Origin of the sequence: Streptomyces sp. NPDC005566 (assembly GCF_040605575.1) — a bacterium.
Taxonomy (GTDB): domain Bacteria; phylum Actinomycetota; class Actinomycetes; order Streptomycetales; family Streptomycetaceae; genus Streptomyces.
Genome location: NZ_JBEXDB010000010.1, coordinates 1 through 20,879, shown reverse-complemented (window position 1 = coordinate 20,879; position 20,879 = coordinate 1). Strand labels below are relative to the sequence as shown.

The window sequence follows — 20,879 nt, the reverse complement described above, 5'->3', positions numbered from 1 at the left end:
CCCCCTTTCGGATGGGCGTGCGGTACGGACGGGCCGTCACGGGAACGGGTGCGGGGCGGGGTTGAGGCCGGCGGCGCCGAGGACGGTACGCATCCGGGGCATGCGTCGGGCGCGCTGCCGCGACCAGCCGAAGTCGATGGGGACGAGACCGGGCACCAGGACCTTCACCGTGCGTAGCCCGACGGCGCGCTGCTCGGGCAGGGTCTGGTCGACCACGACGACGTCGAACCCGGCGGCGGTGACGGCGCCTACCGCGCGCAGCAGGTCCTCGCGCAGGTCCGGGGCGACGGGGGCGCCATCGGGGTCCGGCCACACCAGGTCGGCGACGGCGAGCGGAGGCTCCGTCGCCTCCCGGCGCAGCAGGAAGTCGGCGTGCCGCCCCATTTCCGGAACGCCGTAGGCGAGCGGGTGGTCGTGCAGGGTGGTGACCCGGTCGAAGTCCGCGGCCATGGCGCGCAGCCGGGGCTCGTCGCGCCGGGTGCGGCCGACCAGGTTGACCGCGTCGGTGGCGATCTCGCACAGCGCGGCGTCAAGAGCCGATTCCGGGTCGAGCCCGGCGCCCGCCCCGAAGCACATCCGGCCCACTCCCCCGTCGAAGCGCTCGGCGACGGCGGTGACGACGGGGACGGGGAAACTGATCCGGGTGTCGAAGAAGCGGGCCCGGTAGCCGTACATGGCGAGCCGGTCCACCATGTGCCGGGTGGCGGGGCGGGCGCTGGTCGCGGGGTCGATCTCCCGCAGCGGCACCTGCCCGTACCAGGCGAGCAGGAAGGCGTCCCGCTCGACGACCTCCATCAGGCCGAAGTAGACCGCCTCCTCCGTACTGCCTCCGGAGGCGCAGCCGTTGGAGCTCTCCTGGACGAACCGGTTCTCCAGGCCGGGTGCGTGGTAGTAGGCCAGGATCTCGGGGACGGGGCGGGGCTTGGCATCGCGCAGGGACCAGCCCCACACCCAGGGGATCTCCCGGTCCGGGGTGAAGGGGCGCACCCGGGGGTTGGCGCGGTGGAACTCCTCCGAGTACAGGCCTGTTTCGCGGGGGTCGACGGCGTCGGGACCGAGGTCGTCCAACGAGGCGGTGAGCCGGGTGGCCTTCGCGCGGGCGCGCATTCCGGCGTAGCGCTCCAGTCCTTCAAGGACGCCGATGCGCTGGCTGTGCGCGTAGGTGCCGGCGTGACCGCCCCAGAAGGTCTCGCGCAGGTACTCCCCGGACCGGGTGGAGAAGCAGCCGACGGTGGCGGAGGTGGTGGTGGAGGCGACGTCGCAGATGACGGAAGGCCCGAGCGCGCCCCAGTGCGGGTTGGCGAAGGCGTCCACGGGCAGCCGGTAGTCCTCGATCCGGCGCACCCGGAAGGCGCCCGGCCGGTACTTGGGTGCGGGCTCGGGGGCGTACGCGGCGCCCTCGGCGGTGTCCGGGCCGGGCGCTCCGCAGTCGGGGCACTCCGGGTCCGGAACCAGGGGGTGGCTGCGTACGGTCATGGTGTCCAGGTCCAGCAGGTGCACCCTCGGGTACGGTCCGGGGTCCGGCTGCGCGCGGCCGAGGCCCGCCAGGAGCGCGGCCACGGCGGTGGCGGCGAACGGGGTGGCGTACGGCCAGTCGCCCACCGCCCGGGTGTCGGAGCGGAGTTCGAGCCCTTCGCGCAGCGGCACCGAGCGCACGCCCTGCCACCGGCGCGCCAGGCAGGTCCCGCAGCCGGCGGCCCGGCCGTCGGCGGGCCAGGGGCCGACCAGCACCTGACGCCCGTACAGGTGGACGGGAACGGCGCCCCACTCCGGCGGCGTGGCGGCGGCGTACGCGTCACGGTCGCCGAGCGGGGCCACCGCCACGGCGGGCGCGGTGGCGGGGACGAGCTCGCCGAGGGCGTCGCTCAGGGCCCCGGCGAACCGGCGCGCGGACCCGGCCCGCGCGGTCGTCCCGGGGCGCTCGGTGGTCCCGGGGCGCTCGGTGGGCTCAGCCCGCATCGGTGGCCGCCCGGGTGAGCAGGACGCGCACGGTGTGGATGCCGGCGGTGGCCAGGTCGGCCGCGTGCGTGGACACGACCAGAGCGTCCCGGCCGGCGCTACGGAGGCGGTCCAGGAGGCGGGCCCAGTCCGTGGCCGGGCCGGGCGGCGCGGGCTCGGTACGGGTGACCGCGATCAGGCCCGCGTCCAGGTCGCGGAGCAGGGGGTCGCCGGTGTCGGGGGCGGTGCCGGCTCCGCCGTCGGCGTCGGCCGCGTACTGCGCCTCGCCGAGCAGGTCCCGTACGGCCTCCACGACGGCGCCCGCGCGGTCGAGGGCGGCGCCGACGGCCCAGCGGGCGGGTCCGGTGGCCCGGGCCAGGACTGCATGGGCGCCGGAGTGGGCGGGCTCGCCGAGGTCGAGCAGCTCCACCGTGAGGCCCAGGTGGGCGGCGGAGCGGAGCAGGAACGTCACCTCGGGGTCGTCGCCGAGCAACTCGTGCGGGATCACGGCCACCTCCCCGGACTGCCGGACGGCCCGGGTCAGGGCGTCGTGGGCGAGCGCGGAGAGCAATCCGCAGGCGGCGGCCTCCGGCAGGTCGGCCCCGGCACCGGTACCGGCCCGGGTGGGCTCGAAGCGCCGGTCGGCGTTGTCCCGGCCGAAGGGGCGTACGGCCCCGGCGGGCACCCTCATCTGCTCCTTGGTGACGAGCGAGGTGGCCGGGGTCCAGGCGGTGCGGGAACCGGCGCCGGTTCCGGAGGCGATGGTGAGGGCCGCCGGATCCACGGCGGGCACGGTGTCGTCCGGGGCGGGGGCGGTGGGCACCACGTACTCGGCGTAGACGGACGCCGCAGCGTTCAGCGCGCGCAGCCGGGCCCCGGCGGTGTGGTGGACGTCGAAGGCGGTGACGGTGCGGAGGCCGCGCGGGCCCAGACCGAGGGCGACGGAGCCGACCTTCAGCGGGGTCTGTGTCAGGGGCTCGTCCGCGTAGTGGGTGAAGACCCCGGCGTGCGGGTGGACCAGCGCGGAGCGGCGCTCCAGTTCGGCCAGCGGGCCCTGGGCTGCGTCGTCGTCCGGGGCGGTGGCCACGGTCGGCAGAAACGCCGGCCGTGCCGGGGCCGATGACAGGTCGACCGGTTCCGGCGCGGTCGCGGCGTCGGCACAGAACGGGCAGCGGGGGTGAGGCAGCAGCGGCTCCGAGGCGACGTCGAAGGACGCCATGTCCTGGATGAGCAGCTTGCCCCGGGTCTCGGCCGGGAGCGCCTCGGTGACCAGGCGGAAAACCTCGTAGCCGAGCAGGTTGCCGAGCATGGCGGCGAGGGGTCCGGCGGGCTGTGCGCCCGATGTTCCGGTGCCCAGGGCGAGCCCGCTCCACAGGTCGGCGGCGGCCGGGCCGCCGGAAGCGCCGAAGCGCAGGGCGGCGCAGGACCAGCAGCCCCTCGATCCGGCCGTCGCCACCGGCCCGACCACGGCCCGGGGCCCGAACGTCCAGGCGGGCAGCAGCGTCCGGCCCTCGGGGACGCCCTCCCGCAGCAAGGCGAGCACGGTCGCCGGTACGCCGGGCCCAGCGGCGGCCACTAGGATGTCGTACCCCTCGTACGCCGCCCAACCCGCCGGTTCGGTCCGGGCGCCCGGCAGCACAGTCAGCGTCACCGGGCAGTCCTGGTCGGCGAGTTCGTCCGCCTCGCGGTGGACGGTCGCGAGTTCCTCGGCCGTGACTCCGCCGGAACCGTCCAGGAGCGCGGGATCGACGGACACGGTGGCGCAGCCGTTGCGGATCAGCGACAGCGCGCACCAGCGGGCCACCGGGCCGTCACCGAGGACGGCGACGCGGGTGGCGCGGTAGCGGGCGAATCGGGCACCGGCGTCGTCGGCGTAGTGGTCGATGTAGGCGATCTGCTCGGCGAAGCGGGCGGCCTCGGCCGGGGAGACGGCGGCAGCCGCCTCTTCCGCCGGCGGCACCGACCGGGCGAAGCCACGCGCGTAGAGTGCCGCGACGAGTTCGCCCACCATTGCCTTCTGACGCTCCCCGAAGCCTTGGCAGATCTCCTCGACGGATCTGCTGCCGTCCAGGTGCGGCACGAGGAGGGTGGCGAACCGGTAACCGGACTTGGCGGTGAGCTGGAACCCGCCGTCGGCGTTGTGGAAGATCACCCCGTTGGGCGTCTCGGTGTACAGGACGTCGCGGCGGACTCGCGGCCGGGTTCCGGCGGTCTCTGCGTACGGCGTTGTTGCCATGCCTGCGTCACACCTCTTGTTCGGGGGCGGAGTGGGGTGGCCCGGAGGTCCGGGCCTGTTCGGTTGTCGTGCCGGGCGCGGGTCCAGGGCTGACGGGGTGTTACGGGTATGACCGATGAAGCTCTTGGTGCGTCGAGTGGCACAGAGGGCGTACGCCAGGGACTCCGGCACCACGCCGGGTGCGTGCGCTCCGCATCAGCGCAGGGCGGCGGCGCTGCCCACCGGGGGGATCTCCTCGCGCCGGGGCGGGCGCAGCAGAGCCGGTGCGTGCCGGGTGGCGGGTGCCGCCGCGCGCCGGGCGTGCGCCCGGAGCAGGTCATGCATCCAGAAGGCCCCGGACAGCCCCTCCTCCAGGAGGCCCGCGTCAAGGAGCCGCTCCATCACCTCCTCCGCCGTCTCCTCCGGGACGCCGAGTACATCGGCGGCCCCGCCGGTGGTCAGCGGATCAGGGGCCCTCGCCCCGAGGCGCAGATGCGCCTCGGCCAGCGCCGGGGGCAGCCGCTCCAGTGCCTCGTCCAGGGTCAGCGGCACCGACATACGGGGGTCGTCGGCCAGGGTGAGGCGGGCCGGCAGGTCGCGGCGCAACCAGTCGGCGCAGTCGGCCAACGGCAGCCGGGGCCGGGTGAGCAGCCGGGCGGCGGCGATCCGCAGGGCCAGCGGGTGGTGCCCGCACACGGAGGCGAGCAGGTGGGCGGCCGAGGGTTCGGCATCCACCCGTTCGCGGCCGAGCACGGCGGTGAGCAGGGCGTAGGACTCCCCCGGTTCCAGGGTGCCCAGGCGGTGGACGGTGCCGCCGTGCGTGGCGACGAGTGCGGCGAGCCCCATCCGGCTGGTCACGATCGCGGCGCCGTCCGCGTTGGCGGTCAGCAACGCGCGTACCTGGTCGGGGTGGACGACATCGTCGAGGATCAGCAGGGTCCGGCCGCGCCCTGTGGCGGGCGCGGGCAAGGATCGGCGCAGCTGCTCGTTGGCCTCGCGCACGGGCAGCGGGGTGCCGTCGGGGCGGGTCAGCGGGAGCAGGACGCAGCCGCCCGGGTAGCGGGCGGCCACCGCATGGGCGATGTGCAGGGCGAGTGCGGTCTTGCCGATGCCGGGCGCACCGGAGAGCACCGCGACGGGGGCGCGCCCCGAGGACTCCTGCTTGCCCGTCAACAGTCGGGTCAGAGCGGCTACTTCGTGTTCGCGTCCGGTGAAGCAGGGCACGGCGGGGAGCGGTGCCGTCTCGGCTGTCCCGTCGTCGGACCACCCGGCGCCGTGGACCGGCTCCCCGGTGCCGGGGTCCGCCTCTTCCCCGAACGCCGGCTCCGGCGCCCCCGCGTACGGGGGCGGAGCGAGCGAGACGGATGCCCGGCCCACGTCAAGGCTGCCGAGGTCGTCGCCACGCAGGATGGCCAGTTCGAGCCGCTGGAGTCCAGCGCGCGGGTCGACGCCGAGTTCGTCCCGCAGGTACCCCTTGATCCTGCGGTATTCCGCGAGCGCCTCGGTCTGCCGGCCGGTGCGGTACAGCGCCAGCATGAGCTGCTCCACGAACCTTTCACGGCCCGGGTATACGCGCGTAACCTCCCAAAGATCAACGAGGGTTTCACGGCAGCGACCGTGCTCCAGTTCGATGTCGCAGACCCGCTCCAGCACTCGCAGCTGCTCCTCCGCGAGCCGGGGCACCTCGTCCCGGTGCAGGAGGTCGGAGGGGACGTTGGCGAGCAACGGGCCCTGCCACAGGGCGAGTGCCTGGCGCAGGGTGTAGAGCTCGGATTCTCCGCCGGAGGTACCGGCCCGGCCCACGAGCTGCCGGAAGTGCAGCAGGTCGAGGGTCTCGACGTCGGCGCTCATGCGGTAGCCGCCCGCCATCGCCACGACGGCCTGGTCCTCGATGCCGTACTTGGCGAAGATCCGGCGCAGTCTGAGAACACAGCTCTGCAGCGCGGCCTTGGCGGTGGCCGGCTGCTCCTCACCCCAGACGACGCCGCGCAGATGCTCGGTGGAGACCACGGAGCCAGGGCGGATGAGCAGCGCGGCCAGCAGCGCGGTCGGCTTGGAGGGCGGGAGTACCACGACATCCCGCCCGTCGGTGATGCTCAATGGCCCGAGCAGTTGGAATCGCACCCTCGTCCGCCTTCCCTCCGTACCTCGCCTCGGCCGCGTCGAGCCGCGCGGATGCCGTGCCCTCCTGGCCTACTGCCAGCCGAAGTCGTGAGGGCCCCGACCGGAAACGGGGGGGCGCACGTGGTCGGGGGTTGCTCCGGAGGTGAGGGCGCCGGCAGACGCGGCGGCGTGGGGAGCGGTGGCCGCGGCCCCGGTCGCGGCCAGGGCAGGAACGACGAGGGTGACGACGGCGAACCCGGTGAGGACGAGGGTTCTGAGTCCCGGACAGGGAGTGCGGTGGAGGCGAGTCATGTGGGGAGCCCTTCCGACTGTCTGCGGGAAGCGGTCTACAGCATGGCGAGTTTTGTATGAAGTGATGCAACGGTGAAGCTCGGACCGGTGGACCGATGAGGCCATGGCCCCTTCCGTCCAGCCACCGAGCCCTGGCCGCGCCGGCGCGAAAGGCCCTCTGCCCGACGGCGCGCGCTCGTGTCATGATCTTTGCCGAAGCGTCACCGGAGAGTCGAAGAGAATCCATCGCGGCCTGCGGAAATTACCACCCGGAGGTGCATGCCTCCTGGCGAGGAGGGACGATGCTCGGCCCCTTGGGTCTGGACGCCACGGCGGAGGCCGTGTACCGCGCGCTGCTCGGCCGGCCGCACGACACCGCGACGGAGCATTGCTCCCGATTAGGCATGACGTCAGATCAATTCAGGTGTGTCTTGCAGGAGTTGGCAGATCTCTCGCTGGTCCGTCCGGCTGCCGGGGGCGACCCGCGCCGGGTCCACGTGGTCAACCCGCGACTCGGCCTGGAGACGCTGCTGGCCCGGCAGCGGGCCGACCTCGCGGAGCGCGAGCAGCAGGTGCGGGCGGGCGAGGCGGCAGTGGCCGGCCTGCTCAGCGGGTTGCCCGCCTCGGACCCGGTCACGGGCGAGTCACCGGTGGTGCACCTGAACGGTGTGGACCATGTGCGGGACTATCTGGACCGGTTGCACGAGGAGGTGGCGGAGGAGATCCAGACCTTCGCCACGGGCGGTGCGCAGACCGAGGGGAACATGCGCGCCTCCCGCCCGCTCAACCAGCGACTGCTGGGGCGCGGGGTGCGGATGCGTACGGTCTATCTGGACAGCGTCCACAACCACGCCCCCACGGTGGCGCACGCCACCTGGCTGGCCTCGCTGGGTGCCGAGATCCGCACCGCGCCGTCGCTCAGTACGCGCATGATCATCACCGACCATCGGCTGGCCCTGGTGGCCCTGGACGACCAGGACTCCTCGCTGGGGGCGCTGGTGGTGACCGGACGAGGCCCCATCGCCGCCTTGGAGGCGCTGTTCGAGAGTGTCTGGGACCGGGCGGAGCCGCTGGGCCGGGAGGAGAAGCACGAGGCCGACGCGCTGACCCGCCAACAGCACGAGACACTGCGGTTACTGGCGCGGGGGTACACGGACGAGGCCATAGCCAAACGGCTCGGCGTCTCCCCCCGCACCGCCCGCCGCATCGCTACGGGCTTGCTCGGACATCTGGACGCCCGCAGCCGCTTCCAGGCAGGCGTCCACGCGGCCCAGCAGGGTTATCTGCGCACGGGCGGCCCGAAGCCGTAGGACGTGTCGTCATGGTGCCGTCGTTCGTCCGAGGGCCGGACCGTGCTGCCTCCGTCGCATGCGATCGCGAGGAGGAAGATCGCGGCGAATTCTCCCCTCGCCACCCGACGTCCCCTCTGGCGAGGGACCGTCAATCGCCGCCCACATACGGTCCCTCTGCTCACGACGCAGACAACTCAGCAATCGAGCGAGCTACTCGAGAGCACTTCACCTTCCGTCACCGCTCGCCCGCAAGGTCGACTTCTTCCCGGTGCACCAGTGCCGCATCTGCCACCTTCGGACGACGCCACGGGTGCGCGATCGGCGCCGACACCGCACGCCACCACGTATCCGAGGGAAGCGCCCCCGCCGGCTCGAACGGCTCACCGGGCCGCGGGAACGCCACCGCCTGCCCCAGCTCCTCCGCGGCGTCCTTCGTCCACTCCGCGGGCTCGGACCACGGGTGCGGGGCGAGGTTGAAGGTGGCCCAGTGGATCGGCAGCAGGGTGCCCGCCGGCCCGCCCCCCTGGAGGTCCAGATGCGCCTGCACGGCCTCGGCCGGTGTCATGTGGATGTCCGGCCAGTACTCCGAGTAGGCACCGAGCTGGATCATGGTCGCGTCGAACGGTCCGTGCTGGGCGCCGATGTCCCGGAAGCCGGAGAAATAGCCGGTGTCACCACTGTGGTAGATCCGGTGCTCCGGTCCCGCGACGACCCACGACGCCCACAGCGTGTGCTGCTGGTTGCGCAGCCCGCGCCCGCAGAAGTGACGCGCGGGTGTGGCGGTGAGGCTGATCCCGGCGATCCGTACGGTCTCGTTCCAGTCGAGCTCGTGAATCCGGTCGGGGGACACGCCCCAGCGCTCCAGATGGGCGCCGACGCCGAGGGGGACCGCGAAGACCGTGTCGGTCCCGGCCAGGGTCCGGATGGTGGGCAGGTCGAGGTGGTCGTAGTGGTCGTGCGAGATCACGACGACGTCCACGGGGCCGAGCGCGGCGAGCGGGAGGGGCACGGGGTGCAGCCGCTTCGGCCCGGCGAAGGCGAACGGCGAGCAGCGCTCGCCCCAGACCGGGTCGAAGAGCACGCGCCGCCCGTCGATCTCGGCGAGAACACTGGAGTGGCCCATCCAGGTCAGCCGCAGTCCCGTGGCCGGCGGCCCGGCCAGATCGGCGAGCGTGGTCGCGTGGACGGGCACGGTGCCGTTCGGTGACCTGCGGGCCCGCTCCTCCTTGCGGAAGTAGACCTTGGCGAATTCGAGCATGGAACCCGACGGCCGGGTCCGTGCCCCCTCCGGGTTCTGGAAGACTCCGTCGGCGAAATTGGGCGAGCGCGTGATGCGCTCCATCCGGGCTCCGGCCGGGTCCGCTCCGAAGGCGTCGGGCCGCAGCGAGCGGAGTCTCGTGCGGAGCGAAGGCTGATTGTCGGCGCCGGTCACAACATCTCCTGAGGGAGTCGGTGTCGTCCCATTATGGTCTGGGGGTACGACGGGGCAAGAAAGAGGCGGTGAACGGAGCAACACCGACGGCATCGCCGCCGGGCGGTGCGGTGTCAGGCACGCGGCTGCCCGTACGCATGCCCGATCCTCAGGGTCAGGACGACCCTGCGGTCCCGGACCATCGCCTGTCGGTAGTCGTCCCAGTCGGGGTGCTCGCCCCGGACGTCCCGGTAGAGCGTGATCAGCTGCTCCACGGTCGCGTCGTGCGGATCGGCGGCGAACGGGGTCAGCTCGGCGGTGGCGTCGACGACGGTCCATGCCCAGCGGTCGTCGCTGGTCACGTGGTAGCTCGCCCGCGGATCCCGGCGGAGGTTCCGGGTCTTGGCACGGCCCTCGGTGATGGAGACCCGGATCACACCCTCGTCGGGGTAGTAGGCGTGGTTCACATTGGACAGCTGGGGCCTGCCGTCCTGCTTGAGAGTGACCAGCACCCCGCCGTCGTGCTCACCGACGAGCCGGAGCAGGGCTTCGCGCCCGGGTTCGATGTCCGTCATGCAGACTCCAACGTCCGCACCCGCCCCAGGATTCCGTAATTCGGTGCCTTCGATCTCACATCCGGCGCCTTCGATCTCACATCCGGCGCCTTCGATCTCACATCCGCCGCACCCTCGCGACAGGGGCATCGTGACGGCCCGCGGCAGATCGTCTTTGACAGGGGTGCCGCCGCCTCCCAATACTGAATAGCCATTCAGTACGACTGACCGAGGAGCCGCCGGATGACACCCCACTCCCCCGCCCCGCTCATCTCCCTGACCTGGACGGATCACATCACGGGCCGCAAGGGGTACCTGGTCGTCGACCGGCTGGTGCGCGGAGTCTCCAGCGGCGGGCTGCGGATGCGGGAGGGGTGCACCCTCGACGAGGTGGCGGGCCTCGCCCGTGGCATGACCATGAAGGAAGCGCTGCATTTCGACGCCGACGACGCACGGGCGCGCTACATCCCCCTGGGCGGCGCCAAGGGCGGCATCGACTGCGATCCGCGCGAGCCCGAGGCCAACGGCGTGCTGGTCCGCTACCTGCGGGCGGTGCGCCCTTACGTCGAGAGCGTGTGGACGACCGGCGAGGATCTCGGACTCACCCAGGACCTCGTCGACCGGGCCGCGGCCGAGGCAGGGCTCGTCTCGTCGGTCCAGGCGGTCTTCCCGCTGCTCGACGACGAGGCGGCGGCCCGCAGGCGGCTGGCGGACGCCTTCGCCGTCACGGTGGACGGGATCGGGATGGACGAGCTGGTGGGCGGGTGCGGGGTGGCCGAGTCCGCGCTCGCGGCGCTGGACCGCGCGGGCATGGCCCACCGCGATGCCCGGGTGTCCGTGCAGGGGCTCGGCACCATGGGCGGCGCGACGGCGCGCTTCCTCTCCCGGGCCGGGCTCAGGGTCGTGGCGATCGCCGACGTGAAGGGCACGATCGCCAATCCGGCGGGCCTGGACGTGGAAGCCCTGCTGGCCGCACGGGATGCGTACGGGACGGTGGACCGGAGCGCCCTGCGGGAGGGGGACCACGAGCTGTCTGCCGACGCGTGGCTGACCACGGACGCGGAGGTTCTGGTTCCGGCGGCCGTCTCGTACGCCGTGGACGGGGTCAACCAGGCCTGGATCCAGGCCCGTTGGGTGGTCGAGGCGGCGAACATGCCGGTACTGCCGGAGGCGGAGGCACTGCTCGCCGCGCGCGGCATCACGGTCCTGCCCGATGTGGTCGTCAACTCCGGTACGAACGCCTGGTGGTGGTGGACCCTGTTCGGCGACATCGGGGCCGACGCGGAGGAGGCGTTCGGGCACACCCGCCGCGCGATGCGCGCCTTGATCGACCTGATGCTGGCCCGCGCGGAGGCCGACGGCTGCACCCCGCGGGAGGCGGCCCACGCGATCGTCGCGGACCGGCTTCCGGTCATGGCTGAGCGGTTCGGCTGGTACGCGCGGTAGGGGTGCGCGTCACACCTTCACCGGTTACGCGCGGTAGGGATGTGACGCGCACCCCCCACCGGGCCTCCGACGACGACCCGCCACGAGTCCGGGAGGGCCGCAGCGGCCGCCCGGCCGCTCGATCTGGACCACCGGCTGCCGCTGACCGGGGTCAACGCCACCGAGGCCGACAGACCTCTCGGCCACACCGTCGGTCTCACCGCACAGGGCAGCCGGAGCGCGGTTCCGGTCACCTCGCTGAGAGTCTGGTAAGCCACCGACGGCACCGACTGGAAGCCGGCCACGGCGACCCGCGGAGCCGATGGCCGGTGGAACGTGACCGTACCGGCGGTCGGCACCGCCAAGGTCGACCTCCGGACGACGGTGACGGACACGTGGGGTGCGTCCCTGACGGAGACACTGACCGACGCCTGCACCTCGGGCTGCGCCGACATCTGGTGCTGACCGGCGCCGGCCGACCGCACCAAGGCCGGCCCGCTGCCCGATCGCGGACCGGTGGCGGACCCGCTGCGGACCGAAAGCGGGAAGGGGACGGGCCCGTCCCCTTCCCGTCATGATCAGGGCGTTGGTTAGGGTGACGGTGTGGCAAGAGTGCGGCTGAGCGTGTCGGAGCGACGTGAGGACCTCCTGCGCGCTGCCGTGGAGCAGATCGAGGTCCGGGGCGTGTCCTCGGTGCGGATCGCCGATGTGGCGTCGGTCCTCGGCGTGAGCAACGCCCTCGTGCTGTACCACTTCTCGTCCAAGGAGAAGCTGGTGGCGGCCGCGTTCGCGTACGCGGCGGAAGCCGATCTCGCCCATCTGCGCAAGCTGCTGTCACGCCGCACGACCGCGGTCCGGCGTCTGAGGGCCGCGGTTCGCTGGTACGCGCCGACCGGTCAGGCCAAGGGATGGCGCCTGTGGATCGAGGGCTGGGCCGCCTCCCTGCGCGACCCGGTGCTGCGCGAGGTGGCCGGCGATCTCGACCAGCAGTGGAAGGCGGAGCTGGCCGAGGTCATCGAGGAGGGCGCCGCAGCCGGTGAGTTCGACTGCGACGATCCGATGTCGGTGGCCTGGCGGCTGACCGCGCTCCTGGACGGGCTGGCCGTCCAGATGACGTCGTACGCGGGTCCGCTCTCCCGGACCACCATGCTGCGGTGGACCGAGGAGGCGCTCGCCCGCGAACTCGGCATCGATCACGAGGTCCTGACGGCCTGACAGGGTTGCCTGACGTTGGCGGTACATCTGGAGACGCTGCCGTCGCACGACGTCTTCGCGGGCGGCGTGCTGGAGCGGACACCCGCCGACCCGGTACGGGTACCGACGGCGGATGCGCTGCGTGGGGCGGTCCCGCGGCGCTCCCTCCCCGTCATCACTCGCCGACCTCACTGAGCGCACTGAGCACCACTGAGCGCACTGAGCGCACTGAGCGCACGCGCCGAGAACGCGTGTGATCAGTGCGCTCAGTGGTGCTCAGAGGGGGAGCAGGTCGGGGCGTTTGGCCTCGACGTGGTCACCGGAGGACTCACCGCGCAGGCGCCGGCCGATCCACGGGACGAGGTACTCGCGGGCCCACTGGATGTCGTCGCGGCGCACCTCGAACGCCCCGCGCTGTATCTGCGGAGGCCACACCTGGTCGGGGTCGGCCGGCACGTCGAGGCCGAGGACCTGAGCGGCGCGCAGCGCGACCCGGGTGTGCCCCTCCGCCGAGAGGTGCAGCCGGTCGTTGTCCCAGGCCCGCCTGTCCTGCACGGACCGGAGCGACCACAGGTCCAGGACCGGGCAGTCGTAGCGGTCGGCGATGGACCGGACATGGGCGGTGTACGTGGCGATCTTGCCCCGCAGGTGCCGGAGCACCGGAACGTCGCGGGTGTCGAAGCCGGTGGTGATCATGACGGTGCCGACCGAGCGGGTGAGGTCGGCTACCGCGCGCTCGAAGCGTTCGGCCACGTCGTCCAGGTCGGTGCCGGGCCGAATGATGTCGTTGCCGCCCGCGCAGAAGCTCACCAGATCCGGTGCGAGCTGCTTGGCGCGGGGGACCTGCTCCTCGACTATCTGGTCGAGGAGGCGTCCGCGTACGGCGAGATTGGCGTACCGGAAGTTCCCGTGCGGGCCGGCCGCGGGGCCCGCCGCTGCATCGGGGAGAGGGAGCTGGTCCGCCAGAATGACCGCGAACCGGTCCGCCCAGCCGACGAGCGTCCCGTCGGGGCCGGGGTCTCCGACGCCCTCGGTGAAGCTGTCGCCAATCGCTGCGTACGACCCGATGGTGCCTCGCTGTTTGTTTCTCGAATCGTCTGCCACAAGCGCATATCCTGCACCTTCGAATGTGACCTACGCGACCGTAATATGGGGTTGACGGGTGGTGAGAAAGACCACCCGGTCAGGTTTTGGTAAAGCCGGAATAAGCAGAGGGGCGGTGCGCCGCCGCGCACCGCCCCTCTCGAGCTCACTACCGAGCCGCCTGATTGCGTCAGATGGAGACGCCGTGCGAGCGCAGGTAGGCAATCGGGTCGACGTCCGAGCCGTAGCTCGGGCCGGTGCGGACCTCGAAGTGGAGGTGCGGGCCGGTGGAGTTGCCGGTGGACCCGGAGAGGCCGATCTGCTGGCCGCCGGTGACGGTCTGGCCGGCCGAGACGCCGAGCGACGACAGGTGGGCGTACTGGGAGTACATGCCGTCGTCGTGCTTGATGACGACCTCGTTGCCGTACGCACCGCTCCAGCCCGCGGAGACCACGGTGCCCGGGCCGATGGACCGGACGCTGGTGCCGGAGGCGGCCTGGAAGTCGGAGCCGGTGTGGTAGCCGCTGGACCAGCTGGCACCGGCGACGCGGTACTGGGTGGAGACGCCGCCGTTGGCCACCGGGGTGGTGTAGCCGGAGCTGCTGCTCTCCGAAGCGCCGGTGGAGTCGGCGGTGTTGGTGACCGTCGACGCCTTCTCGGCCGGTGCGGCAGCCTTCGGGGCCGGCTTCGCCTTCGAGGGGGCGGCCTTGGACGGGGCCGCCTTGGAGGGCGCGGACTCCGTGGTGGAGCCCGATGCCTTGACGCCGAGGGTCAGCTTCATGCCCGGGAAGATCAGGCTGGGGTTGCCGCCGACGACCTCGCGGTTGTCCTTGTACAGCTTCTGCCAGCCGCCCTTGACCTTCTTGTCCGCCGCGATCTTCGCCAGATAGTCGCCGGCGACCACGGAGTAGGTCCTGGGGGCGCTCTGCTTCTTCGCCACGGAGGCGGCCGGCGCGTGGTGCGCCGCGCTGGCGGCCGCGGGCTTGGCGGCGGGTGCGGACTGCTCCGCGGCGAACGCGCCGGTGGCGCCGATCAGCGGGAGGGCGAGGACGGCGCCGCCGGTCCCTGCGGCGAGGACGCCACGGGAGATCGGGCTGGCCTTCGTACGACGGTGCTTACCCTTTGCGGGCATGGGAATTCCTCTCCGGCGCCTGCGAGGTGAGCTGTCGGGTTCGGACTGGAGATGCCCGGCCGCGCTGAGCGCGTCTTGACCCCAAGCCGTTCCGGATCACTCCGGTCGGCGGCTTACCTGGTTCCCCCGCTCCTGCCACACGTGAGTCGGTGCGGATTCCGGGCGGCGGCAGGATTAGGCGTTCCGTCCGGATTGACGGTGACCGTAAGCGAGTCAGGACGCCGGGAACAAGCCACCGGTTGCGTACCGGAATGACCGGTTCAATTGCGATTCCGAATTCCGGTCACACTCCGTGGATTACCGATCTTGGCTTTCCGCGCAGCGTAAGGAATACCTCTGGGCAGTTTCGCCACACACCGTCACGGATATGATCCCGCTCACCTGCCGCATCCCATCTCCCGCGTAAGCGGGGCATGTTCTGCTAAATACACCAATACGGACATGTCATGGCCGCGGACCGTCGGCCGCCCCGGCCGGGGCCATCGAAGGGCGAAACGATTGCCCGATGAATCCATGTCGTATCGTCGCGGGCGTGCCCCCGTCGGCGAGCGGCGCCGACGCCAGACACTCCAGGAGTCCTTGTGACGCAGCAGCTGCCAGAGGTTCCGTCGACAGACGCCGAGCTGACCGGTGTCCGCAACTTCCGCGACGTGGGCGGCCTGCCGACCACGGACGGCGGCAGGGTGCGCTACGGGCGCCTCTACCGCAGCGGCCATCTGGCGCACGCCACCGAGACGGACACGGCCTTCCTGGCCGGACTCGGCCTGCACACGGTCTTCGACTTCCGCAACGCCGCCGACCACAAGCTCGACGGCCTCGACGTGGAACTGCCCGGTGTCCGGAATATCAGCATTCCGCTCTCCGACCCGGCCGACGGCGCCGAGTTCTGGCGTCTGGTGCGCGACGGCAACATCCAGCAGCTGCGCTCGATCCTCGCCGACGGCAGGGGGTCGGACCGCATGATCGCGTCCTACCGGTCGATCATCACGGACCGCACCGCGGAGCACAGCAGGGTGCTGCACGCGCTGGCCGAGGACAGCGTGCCGGCGCTGATGCACTGCGCGGCGGGCAAGGACAGGGCCGGCCTGTCGATCGCGGTCTCGCTCCTGGCCGTCGGCGTCGAGAAGGAGGCCGTCGAGGCCGACTACCTCAAGTCCAACGACGCGCACCGCCGCTACAAGGTGCGGCGCAGCGACACGTCGTCGGCGGGGATGTCGGACGAGGTGATGGAGCTCCTCAACCCGCTTTTCGGTGCGCATTCCGAGTACCTCGCCGCCGCCTTCGCCGCGATCGAGGAGACCTGGGGCGGTACGGACCGCTACCTCAGCGAGGGGCTGAAGCTCGCGCCCGAGACTCGCGCGAGGCTGCGCGATCGCCTCGTCGAGGAGGCGTAGAGCAAGCGGTCAGCCCTTGCCCGCCACGGTGAACAGGAGAAAGAGGAAGGCCGCGACCACGTGGCCGGCCACCAGGTAGGCGACGAGCCGGATGACCACACCGCGGGGCATCTTCCGCTCGTGCGTGTCCGTGTTCACCGGCGAGCGCGGGGTGAGCGGGTCGTAGTGCTCCGAATCAGACATGGCAGTCCTCTCTTCCGGCTCTCGGGCCGGGTGACCGGTGTGCGGCAGGTGGGGTGGGGCGTGCGAGGTCAGCGAAGGCGCGTCCCACCGCCCAGGCACAGCTCCGCCGTGGGGCTCTGCAGCAGGGTGTGGACGAAGAGCAGCTCGACGCCGGCACGGTCGAGTGCGGCGATCCGGTGCGGGGTGAGCGAGTCGAAGTGCGCGCTGTCCCCCGGGTCTAGGTCGTGCACGGTCTCCCCCAGACTCACGCGCAGCCGCCCGTCGAGGACGTACAGCCATTCCTCGCCCGGGTGAACACGCACGAGGTCGCTCTGGGCGCCGTAGGGAATCCGGACGCGCAGCGCCTGCATCGCCCGGCCTGGGCCGCCGGCCTGGTGGTAGAGCCAGCCGTCGGCCTCGGCACCCCCCGGGGCAGCGCCCGAGGAGCCATCGAAAGCGCCTGCGAACGGGCCGCCGCGGACGATCGCGTCACGCTCGGGCGGTATCTCGCCGAGGAGCTCGGAGACCGTCGTACCGTAGATGCGGGCGAGTCCGAGCAGCATCGGCAGTGAGGGCTGCCTGCGGCCCGTCTCGAGCCGGGAGAGGTGGGCCGGGGAGAGATCGGCCCGCCGGGCGGCGGTCTCAAGGGTGAGCCCCCGGTTGCGGCGCAGGTCGCGCAGGCGCGGGGCGATTCCGGGCAGCTCGTCGGCTGCCCCTCCGTCAGGAGGATTCATGACTCCATTGGGCCAGGACCTTTCCTCAGAGGCAAATTTCTTGCCTCCGAGGCAAAGACTCAACGGTTGGCGACGGCCTGCTTGACCAGGGTCCTGCCGAAGTCCCACATCAGCCCGCCCCCGCTGTGCGCGTCGTCCATGACGGCCGTGAAGGCGGCCACGAAGCGGTCCACCTCGGGCTCACCGATGACCAGCGGGGGGATCAGCTTGATCACTTCCAGGTGGTCGCCGGAGACCTGGGTGAGGATCCGGTGCTTCTGCAGCAGGGGCACGACCACCATCTGGGCGAAGAGACCCTTCCTGGCCGCCTGCAGCATGGTCCACCGGCTGCGGAGTTTCAGCGAGGAGGGCCGGCCGAACTCGATCCCGATCATCAGCCCGCGCCCGCGCACCTCGTGCAGCAGCTCGTAGCGGCCGACGAGCGCGGTGAGCCGCTCGCGCAGCAGGTCACCCGTGCGACGGGCGTTCGCGACCGTCTCCTCGTCCTCCATCACCGCGAGGACCGCGAGCCCGGCCGCCATGGCCTGGGCGTTGGAACCGAAGCTCGCCGAGTGCACGAGCACCCGGTCCATGGAGGAGTAGACGCGTTTGAAGATCCAGTCCTTGCCGAGCGTCGCGCCGACCGGCACATAGCCGCCGGAGAGCGCCTTCGCCACACAGACGAGATCGGGTTCGACACCCTCCTCGTGCTGGTAGGCGTAGAAGTCGCCGGTCCTGCCCAGACCTGTCTGCACCTCGTCGACGATGAGCACCGCCTTGTGCCGGTGCAGCAGTTCCTGCGCGGACCGCAGGAACCCCGGCGGCGAGGCGTGCACCCCCTTGCCCTGGATCGGCTCGACCACCAGGGCGGCCACGTCTCCGCGCTTGAGTTCGCGGCGCAGGGCGTCCAGGTCGCCGAGGGCGATCGCCGTGTCGGGGAGCAGGGGTGCGAAGCCGTCCCGGAACCCCGCTTCGCCGTTGACCGAGAGCGAGCCGGTCGTCAGGCCGTGGAAGGCATGGGTGCAGTAGAGGATCCGTGGCTTGCCGGTGGCGTACCGGGCGAATTTCAGCGCCGTCTCGACCGCCTCGGTGCCGCTGTTGCCGAAGAACACCCGGTCCAGATGGGGACTGTGCGCCAGCAGTTTCTCGGCCAGCAGCCCGGGCAGCGGCTGGCAGTCGAAGCGGGTGAGGTCGGCGAGCGAGGCGTCGAGGACGTCGTGCAGGGCCTTGCGTACGACGGGATGGTGCCGGCCGAGCCCCATGACCCCGAAGCCGGCGAGCATGTCGAGGTAGTCGTTGCCTTCCGCGTCCCAGAAGTACGCGCCCTCGGCCCGCTCGTAGACCTTGTCGAAGCCGATGGTGCGGAGCATGCGCGGCAGCTGATGGTTCAGATGCCTGGCATGCAGCTCGTAGCGCTCGGCGCCGCGTTCCGCGAGGAGCTGCGTCAGATCGAAGCCCTTGGGCCTTTCGTCCTTCATGGCCTGTTCTCCTTCGGCACCGCGTGCTCGGCCCCTGGCTTCCGGCCGGCGAGTGCCGCACCGATCCGTCCGGCGATCTCCTCGGGAGTGAGCCCGATCTCGGCCAGCACCTCGCCGCGCTTGGCGTGTGCCAGGAACTGGTCGGGGATGCCGAACGTCCGCAGCGGCACGTCGATCCCCGCATCCCGCAGTGCCTGCCCGACGGCCGAACCGACGCCGCCCGCCCTGCTGTTGTCCTCGACCACGGCCACCAGCCGGTGCTGCCCGGCCAGCGCGGGAAGCTGTTCGTCGACCGGTTTGACCCAGCGCGGGTCGACCACGGTGCAGCGGATTCCGGCTTCCGCGAGCAGATCGGCGGCCTGCAGGCAGACCGGGGCGAGCACACCGACCGCCACGAGCAGTACGTCGGGATTCCCGGCCCGGTGCAGGACGTCCATGCCGCCGATCCGGTCGATGGCCACGACTGGCTCGCCCACCGACTCCTTCGGGAAGCGGATCACGGTCGGCGCGTCATCCACGTCGAGGGCCTCGCGCAGTTCCTCGCGCAGCCGGTCGGCGTCGCGTGGTGCCGCGATCCGCAGGCCGGGAACCACCTGCAGCAGGGACATGTCCCACATGCCGTTGTGCGAGGGCCCGTCGACGCCGGTCACACCCGCCCGGTCGAGCACGAAGGTCACCCCGCACCTGTGCAGGGCGACATCCATCAGCACCTGGTCGAAGGCCCTGTTGAGGAAGGTGGCGTAGACGGCGACGACCGGGTGCAGGCCGCCGGTGGCCAGTCCCGCGGCGGAAACGGCCGCGTGCTGCTCGGCGATCCCCACGTCCCAGACCCGGTCGGGGAACTTCTCGGCGAAGCGGGTCAGCCCGACGGGGTGCAGCATCGCCGCGGTGATCGCGACGACATCCGGGCGTTCGGCCGCGATCCGCACGATCTCCTCACCGAACACCGAGGTCCAGGAAGGCGCCGCGGGCACCATGAGGGGCTCGCAGGTCAGCGGGTCCATCGCACCGACCGTGTGGAAGCGGTCGGCGTCGTCGGCCAGCGCGGGCGGGTAGCCGCGGCCCTTCTCCGTGATGCAGTGCACCAGCACCGGACCGTGGAAGCGCTTCGCCCGGTTGAGGGCGGACTCGACCGCCGCGGTGTCGTGTCCGTCGACGGGGCCGACGTACTTGAGCCCCAGGTCCTCGAACATGCCCTGCGGGGCGAAGGTGTCCTTGAACCCCTTCTTCGCACCGTGCAGCGACCCGTACAGCGGCTGTCCGATGACGGGTGTCTGCTGGAGCACGCCCTTGCCCCAGCTCAGGAACCGCTCGTACCCGTCGGTCGTACGGAGGATGGCGAGGTGGTTGGCGAGGCCGCCGATGGTCGGGGCGTACGAGCGCTCGTTGTCGTTCACCACGATGATCAGCGGTCGGTTCCTGGCTGCGGCGATGTTGTTGAGCGCTTCCCAGGCCATGCCACCGGTGAGTGCCCCGTCGCCGATGACCGCCACGACATGGCCGTGGCCGCCGAGCACCTCGTCGGCCTTGGCGAGTCCGTCGGCCCAGCCCAGCACGGTGGAGGCGTGGGAGTTCTCGATGACGTCGTGCTCGGACTCCTCCCGGGAGGGGTAGCCGGACAGTCCGCCCTTGCTCCGCAGTTTCGAAAAGTCCTGACGGCTCGTCAACAGCTTGTGTACATAGCTCTGGTGCCCGGTGTCCCACAGGATGCGGTCGACAGGCGAGTCGAAGACCCGGTGGAGGGCGATGGTGAGCTCGACCACCCCCAGGTTGGGCCCCAGATGGCCACCCGTCCTCGTGACGGCCCGGACCAGGAACGTCCGGATGTCACCGGCGAGTTCGTCGAGTTCCGGTCCGCTCAAGTCCTTGAGATCCTGCGGCCCCTTGATGGATTCCAGCATCGTCACGCTCGGGCCCCCTCTCTGGTCCTGTATCAGCTCACGGTCACGGCCGGGGCCCCTGAGGGGACTCCCGCCTCCTCCATACCGTCGGCGATCTTCATGGCTTCCTCGATGAGGGTCTCCACGATCTTCGACTCCGGGACGGTCTTGATGACCTCACCCTTCACGAAGATCTGCCCCTTGCCGTTGCCGGACGCCACACCCAGGTCCGCCTCACGCGCCTCACCCGGACCGTTCACCACACAGCCCATCACCGCGACACGCAGCGGAACCTCCATGCCCTCCAGCCCCGCACTCACCTGGTCCGCGAGCTTGTACACATCCACCTGCGCACGCCCGCACGACGGACACGACACGATCTCCAGCCGCCGCTGCTTCAGATTCAGCGCCTCGAGGATCTGCAGACCGACCTTGACCTCCTCCGCCGGCGGAGCCGACAGAGAAACCCGGATCGTGTCCCCGATCCCCTCCGAGAGCAGCGCACCGAACGCCACCGCGGACTTGATCGTCCCCTGGAACGCCGGACCCGCCTCCGTCACACCCAGGTGCAACGGATAGTCGGACTGCGCCGCCAGCTGACGATAGGCATTCAC

General features: G+C 71.5%; 18 protein-coding genes, 1 pseudogene and 1 riboswitch. Of the genes and pseudogenes, 6 read left to right on the top strand and 13 right to left on the bottom strand.

What is annotated here, in order from left to right:
- Window positions 1-36: 36 nt before the first annotated feature.
- From ABZS61_RS17525 to ABZS61_RS17510, 4 genes are all read right to left on the bottom strand, one after another.
- The gene (locus ABZS61_RS17525) at window positions 37-1,959 is read right to left on the bottom strand and encodes a TOMM precursor leader peptide-binding protein (protein ID WP_356421204.1); all 1,923 of its coding nucleotides are present in this window, start codon (window positions 1,957-1,959) and stop codon (window positions 37-39) included.
- Entirely contained in the window at window positions 1,949-4,174 is a 2,226-nt protein-coding gene (locus tag ABZS61_RS17520; protein ID WP_356421201.1) for a TOMM precursor leader peptide-binding protein, read from the bottom strand. The genes ABZS61_RS17525 and ABZS61_RS17520 overlap by 11 nt, the downstream gene beginning before the upstream one ends.
- A gap of 195 nt (window positions 4,175-4,369) precedes the next feature.
- Complete coding sequence (locus ABZS61_RS17515; RefSeq protein WP_356421198.1) at window positions 4,370-6,277, bottom strand: BTAD domain-containing putative transcriptional regulator; 1,908 nt, start codon at window positions 6,275-6,277, stop codon at window positions 4,370-4,372.
- A 69-nt stretch (window positions 6,278-6,346) separates the two neighbouring features.
- On the bottom strand, window positions 6,347-6,568 hold the full coding sequence (locus ABZS61_RS17510; RefSeq protein WP_356421195.1) for a hypothetical protein: 222 nt from the start codon (window positions 6,566-6,568) through the stop codon (window positions 6,347-6,349).
- Between the two features lie 410 nt (window positions 6,569-6,978).
- Here ABZS61_RS17510 and ABZS61_RS17505 point away from each other — a divergent pair, with 410 nt between their 5' ends.
- Window positions 6,979-7,857, top strand: coding sequence for a helix-turn-helix transcriptional regulator (locus tag ABZS61_RS17505; protein WP_356421192.1), 879 nt, complete (start codon window positions 6,979-6,981; stop codon window positions 7,855-7,857).
- 217 nt (window positions 7,858-8,074) lie between these two features.
- Here the strand turns inward: ABZS61_RS17505 and ABZS61_RS17500 are convergent, their stop codons facing one another.
- Window positions 8,075-9,271 (bottom strand): MBL fold metallo-hydrolase, encoded by a 1,197-nt coding sequence (locus ABZS61_RS17500; RefSeq protein ID WP_356421189.1) that lies wholly within the window; start codon window positions 9,269-9,271, stop codon window positions 8,075-8,077.
- 113 nt (window positions 9,272-9,384) lie between these two features.
- Window positions 9,385-9,825, bottom strand: coding sequence for a PPOX class F420-dependent oxidoreductase (locus ABZS61_RS17495; protein WP_356421187.1), 441 nt, complete (start codon window positions 9,823-9,825; stop codon window positions 9,385-9,387).
- A 222-nt stretch (window positions 9,826-10,047) separates the two neighbouring features.
- Between ABZS61_RS17495 and ABZS61_RS17490 the strand changes: the two genes are divergently transcribed.
- From ABZS61_RS17490 to ABZS61_RS17475, 4 genes and pseudogenes are all read left to right on the top strand, one after another.
- On the top strand, window positions 10,048-11,250 hold the full coding sequence (locus tag ABZS61_RS17490; RefSeq protein ID WP_356421184.1) for a Glu/Leu/Phe/Val dehydrogenase dimerization domain-containing protein: 1,203 nt from the start codon (window positions 10,048-10,050) through the stop codon (window positions 11,248-11,250).
- 315 nt (window positions 11,251-11,565) lie between these two features.
- Window positions 11,566-11,694, top strand: a complete 129-nt coding sequence (locus ABZS61_RS17485; protein WP_356421182.1) for a hypothetical protein — start codon at window positions 11,566-11,568, stop codon at window positions 11,692-11,694.
- Between the two features lie 159 nt (window positions 11,695-11,853).
- A complete protein-coding gene (locus ABZS61_RS17480) occupies window positions 11,854-12,444 on the top strand; it encodes a TetR/AcrR family transcriptional regulator (protein WP_356421179.1) in 591 nt (196 codons plus the stop codon).
- Window positions 12,445-12,465: 21 nt separating this feature from the next.
- Window positions 12,466-12,618, top strand: a pseudogene (locus ABZS61_RS17475) (radical SAM protein); the annotation flags it as partial.
- Between the two features lie 81 nt (window positions 12,619-12,699).
- Here the strand turns inward: ABZS61_RS17475 and ABZS61_RS17470 are convergent.
- Entirely contained in the window at window positions 12,700-13,527 is an 828-nt protein-coding gene (locus ABZS61_RS17470) for an SGNH/GDSL hydrolase family protein (protein WP_356421177.1), read from the bottom strand.
- Window positions 13,528-13,696: 169 nt separating this feature from the next.
- Window positions 13,697-14,638 (bottom strand): LysM peptidoglycan-binding domain-containing M23 family metallopeptidase, encoded by a 942-nt coding sequence (locus tag ABZS61_RS17465; protein WP_356421174.1) that lies wholly within the window; start codon window positions 14,636-14,638, stop codon window positions 13,697-13,699.
- A 3-nt stretch (window positions 14,639-14,641) separates the two neighbouring features.
- Window positions 14,642-14,800: riboswitch (cyclic di-AMP (ydaO/yuaA leader) on the bottom strand.
- A gap of 419 nt (window positions 14,801-15,219) precedes the next feature.
- Between ABZS61_RS17465 and ABZS61_RS17460 the strand changes: the two genes are divergently transcribed.
- Window positions 15,220-16,032: a tyrosine-protein phosphatase gene (locus tag ABZS61_RS17460; protein WP_356421171.1), complete on the top strand. Its 813-nt coding sequence runs from the start codon at window positions 15,220-15,222 to the stop codon at window positions 16,030-16,032.
- Window positions 16,033-16,041: 9 nt separating this feature from the next.
- Here ABZS61_RS17460 and ABZS61_RS17455 read toward each other — a convergent pair whose 3' ends face one another.
- The 5 genes from ABZS61_RS17455 to ABZS61_RS17435 form a co-directional block, all read right to left on the bottom strand.
- Window positions 16,042-16,215 (bottom strand): DUF6126 family protein, encoded by a 174-nt coding sequence (locus ABZS61_RS17455; RefSeq protein WP_356421168.1) that lies wholly within the window; start codon window positions 16,213-16,215, stop codon window positions 16,042-16,044.
- Window positions 16,216-16,283: 68 nt separating this feature from the next.
- Window positions 16,284-16,928 carry an XRE family transcriptional regulator gene (locus ABZS61_RS17450; protein WP_356421165.1) on the bottom strand — a complete coding sequence of 215 codons (645 nt, stop codon included), beginning with the start codon at window positions 16,926-16,928 and terminating at the stop codon, window positions 16,284-16,286.
- A 59-nt stretch (window positions 16,929-16,987) separates the two neighbouring features.
- Window positions 16,988-18,385 (bottom strand): aspartate aminotransferase family protein, encoded by a 1,398-nt coding sequence (locus ABZS61_RS17445; protein ID WP_356421162.1) that lies wholly within the window; start codon window positions 18,383-18,385, stop codon window positions 16,988-16,990.
- On the bottom strand, window positions 18,382-20,292 hold the full coding sequence (gene dxs / locus ABZS61_RS17440; RefSeq protein WP_356421159.1) for a 1-deoxy-D-xylulose-5-phosphate synthase: 1,911 nt from the start codon (window positions 20,290-20,292) through the stop codon (window positions 18,382-18,384). The genes ABZS61_RS17445 and dxs overlap by 4 nt, the downstream gene beginning before the upstream one ends.
- A 26-nt stretch (window positions 20,293-20,318) precedes the next feature.
- On the bottom strand, window positions 20,319-20,879 hold a 561-nt coding region (locus ABZS61_RS17435), incomplete at its 5' end, for a flavodoxin-dependent (E)-4-hydroxy-3-methylbut-2-enyl-diphosphate synthase (RefSeq protein WP_356421156.1).

Coding starts and splice junctions, on each gene's coding strand:
- ABZS61_RS17490 (WP_356421184.1), top strand. CDS start 10,048: ATGACACCCCACTCCCCCGCCCCGCTCATCTCCCTGACCTGGACGGAT.
- ABZS61_RS17455 (WP_356421168.1), bottom strand. CDS start 16,215: ATGTCTGATTCGGAGCACTACGACCCGCTCACCCCGCGCTCGCCGGTG.
- ABZS61_RS17465 (WP_356421174.1), bottom strand. CDS start 14,638: ATGCCCGCAAAGGGTAAGCACCGTCGTACGAAGGCCAGCCCGATCTCC.
- ABZS61_RS17445 (WP_356421162.1), bottom strand. CDS start 18,385: ATGAAGGACGAAAGGCCCAAGGGCTTCGATCTGACGCAGCTCCTCGCG.
- ABZS61_RS17510 (WP_356421195.1), bottom strand. CDS start 6,568: ATGACTCGCCTCCACCGCACTCCCTGTCCGGGACTCAGAACCCTCGTC.
- ABZS61_RS17525 (WP_356421204.1), bottom strand. CDS start 1,959: ATGCGGGCTGAGCCCACCGAGCGCCCCGGGACCACCGAGCGCCCCGGG.
- ABZS61_RS17495 (WP_356421187.1), bottom strand. CDS start 9,825: ATGACGGACATCGAACCCGGGCGCGAAGCCCTGCTCCGGCTCGTCGGT.
- ABZS61_RS17450 (WP_356421165.1), bottom strand. CDS start 16,928: ATGAATCCTCCTGACGGAGGGGCAGCCGACGAGCTGCCCGGAATCGCC.
- ABZS61_RS17520 (WP_356421201.1), bottom strand. CDS start 4,174: ATGGCAACAACGCCGTACGCAGAGACCGCCGGAACCCGGCCGCGAGTC.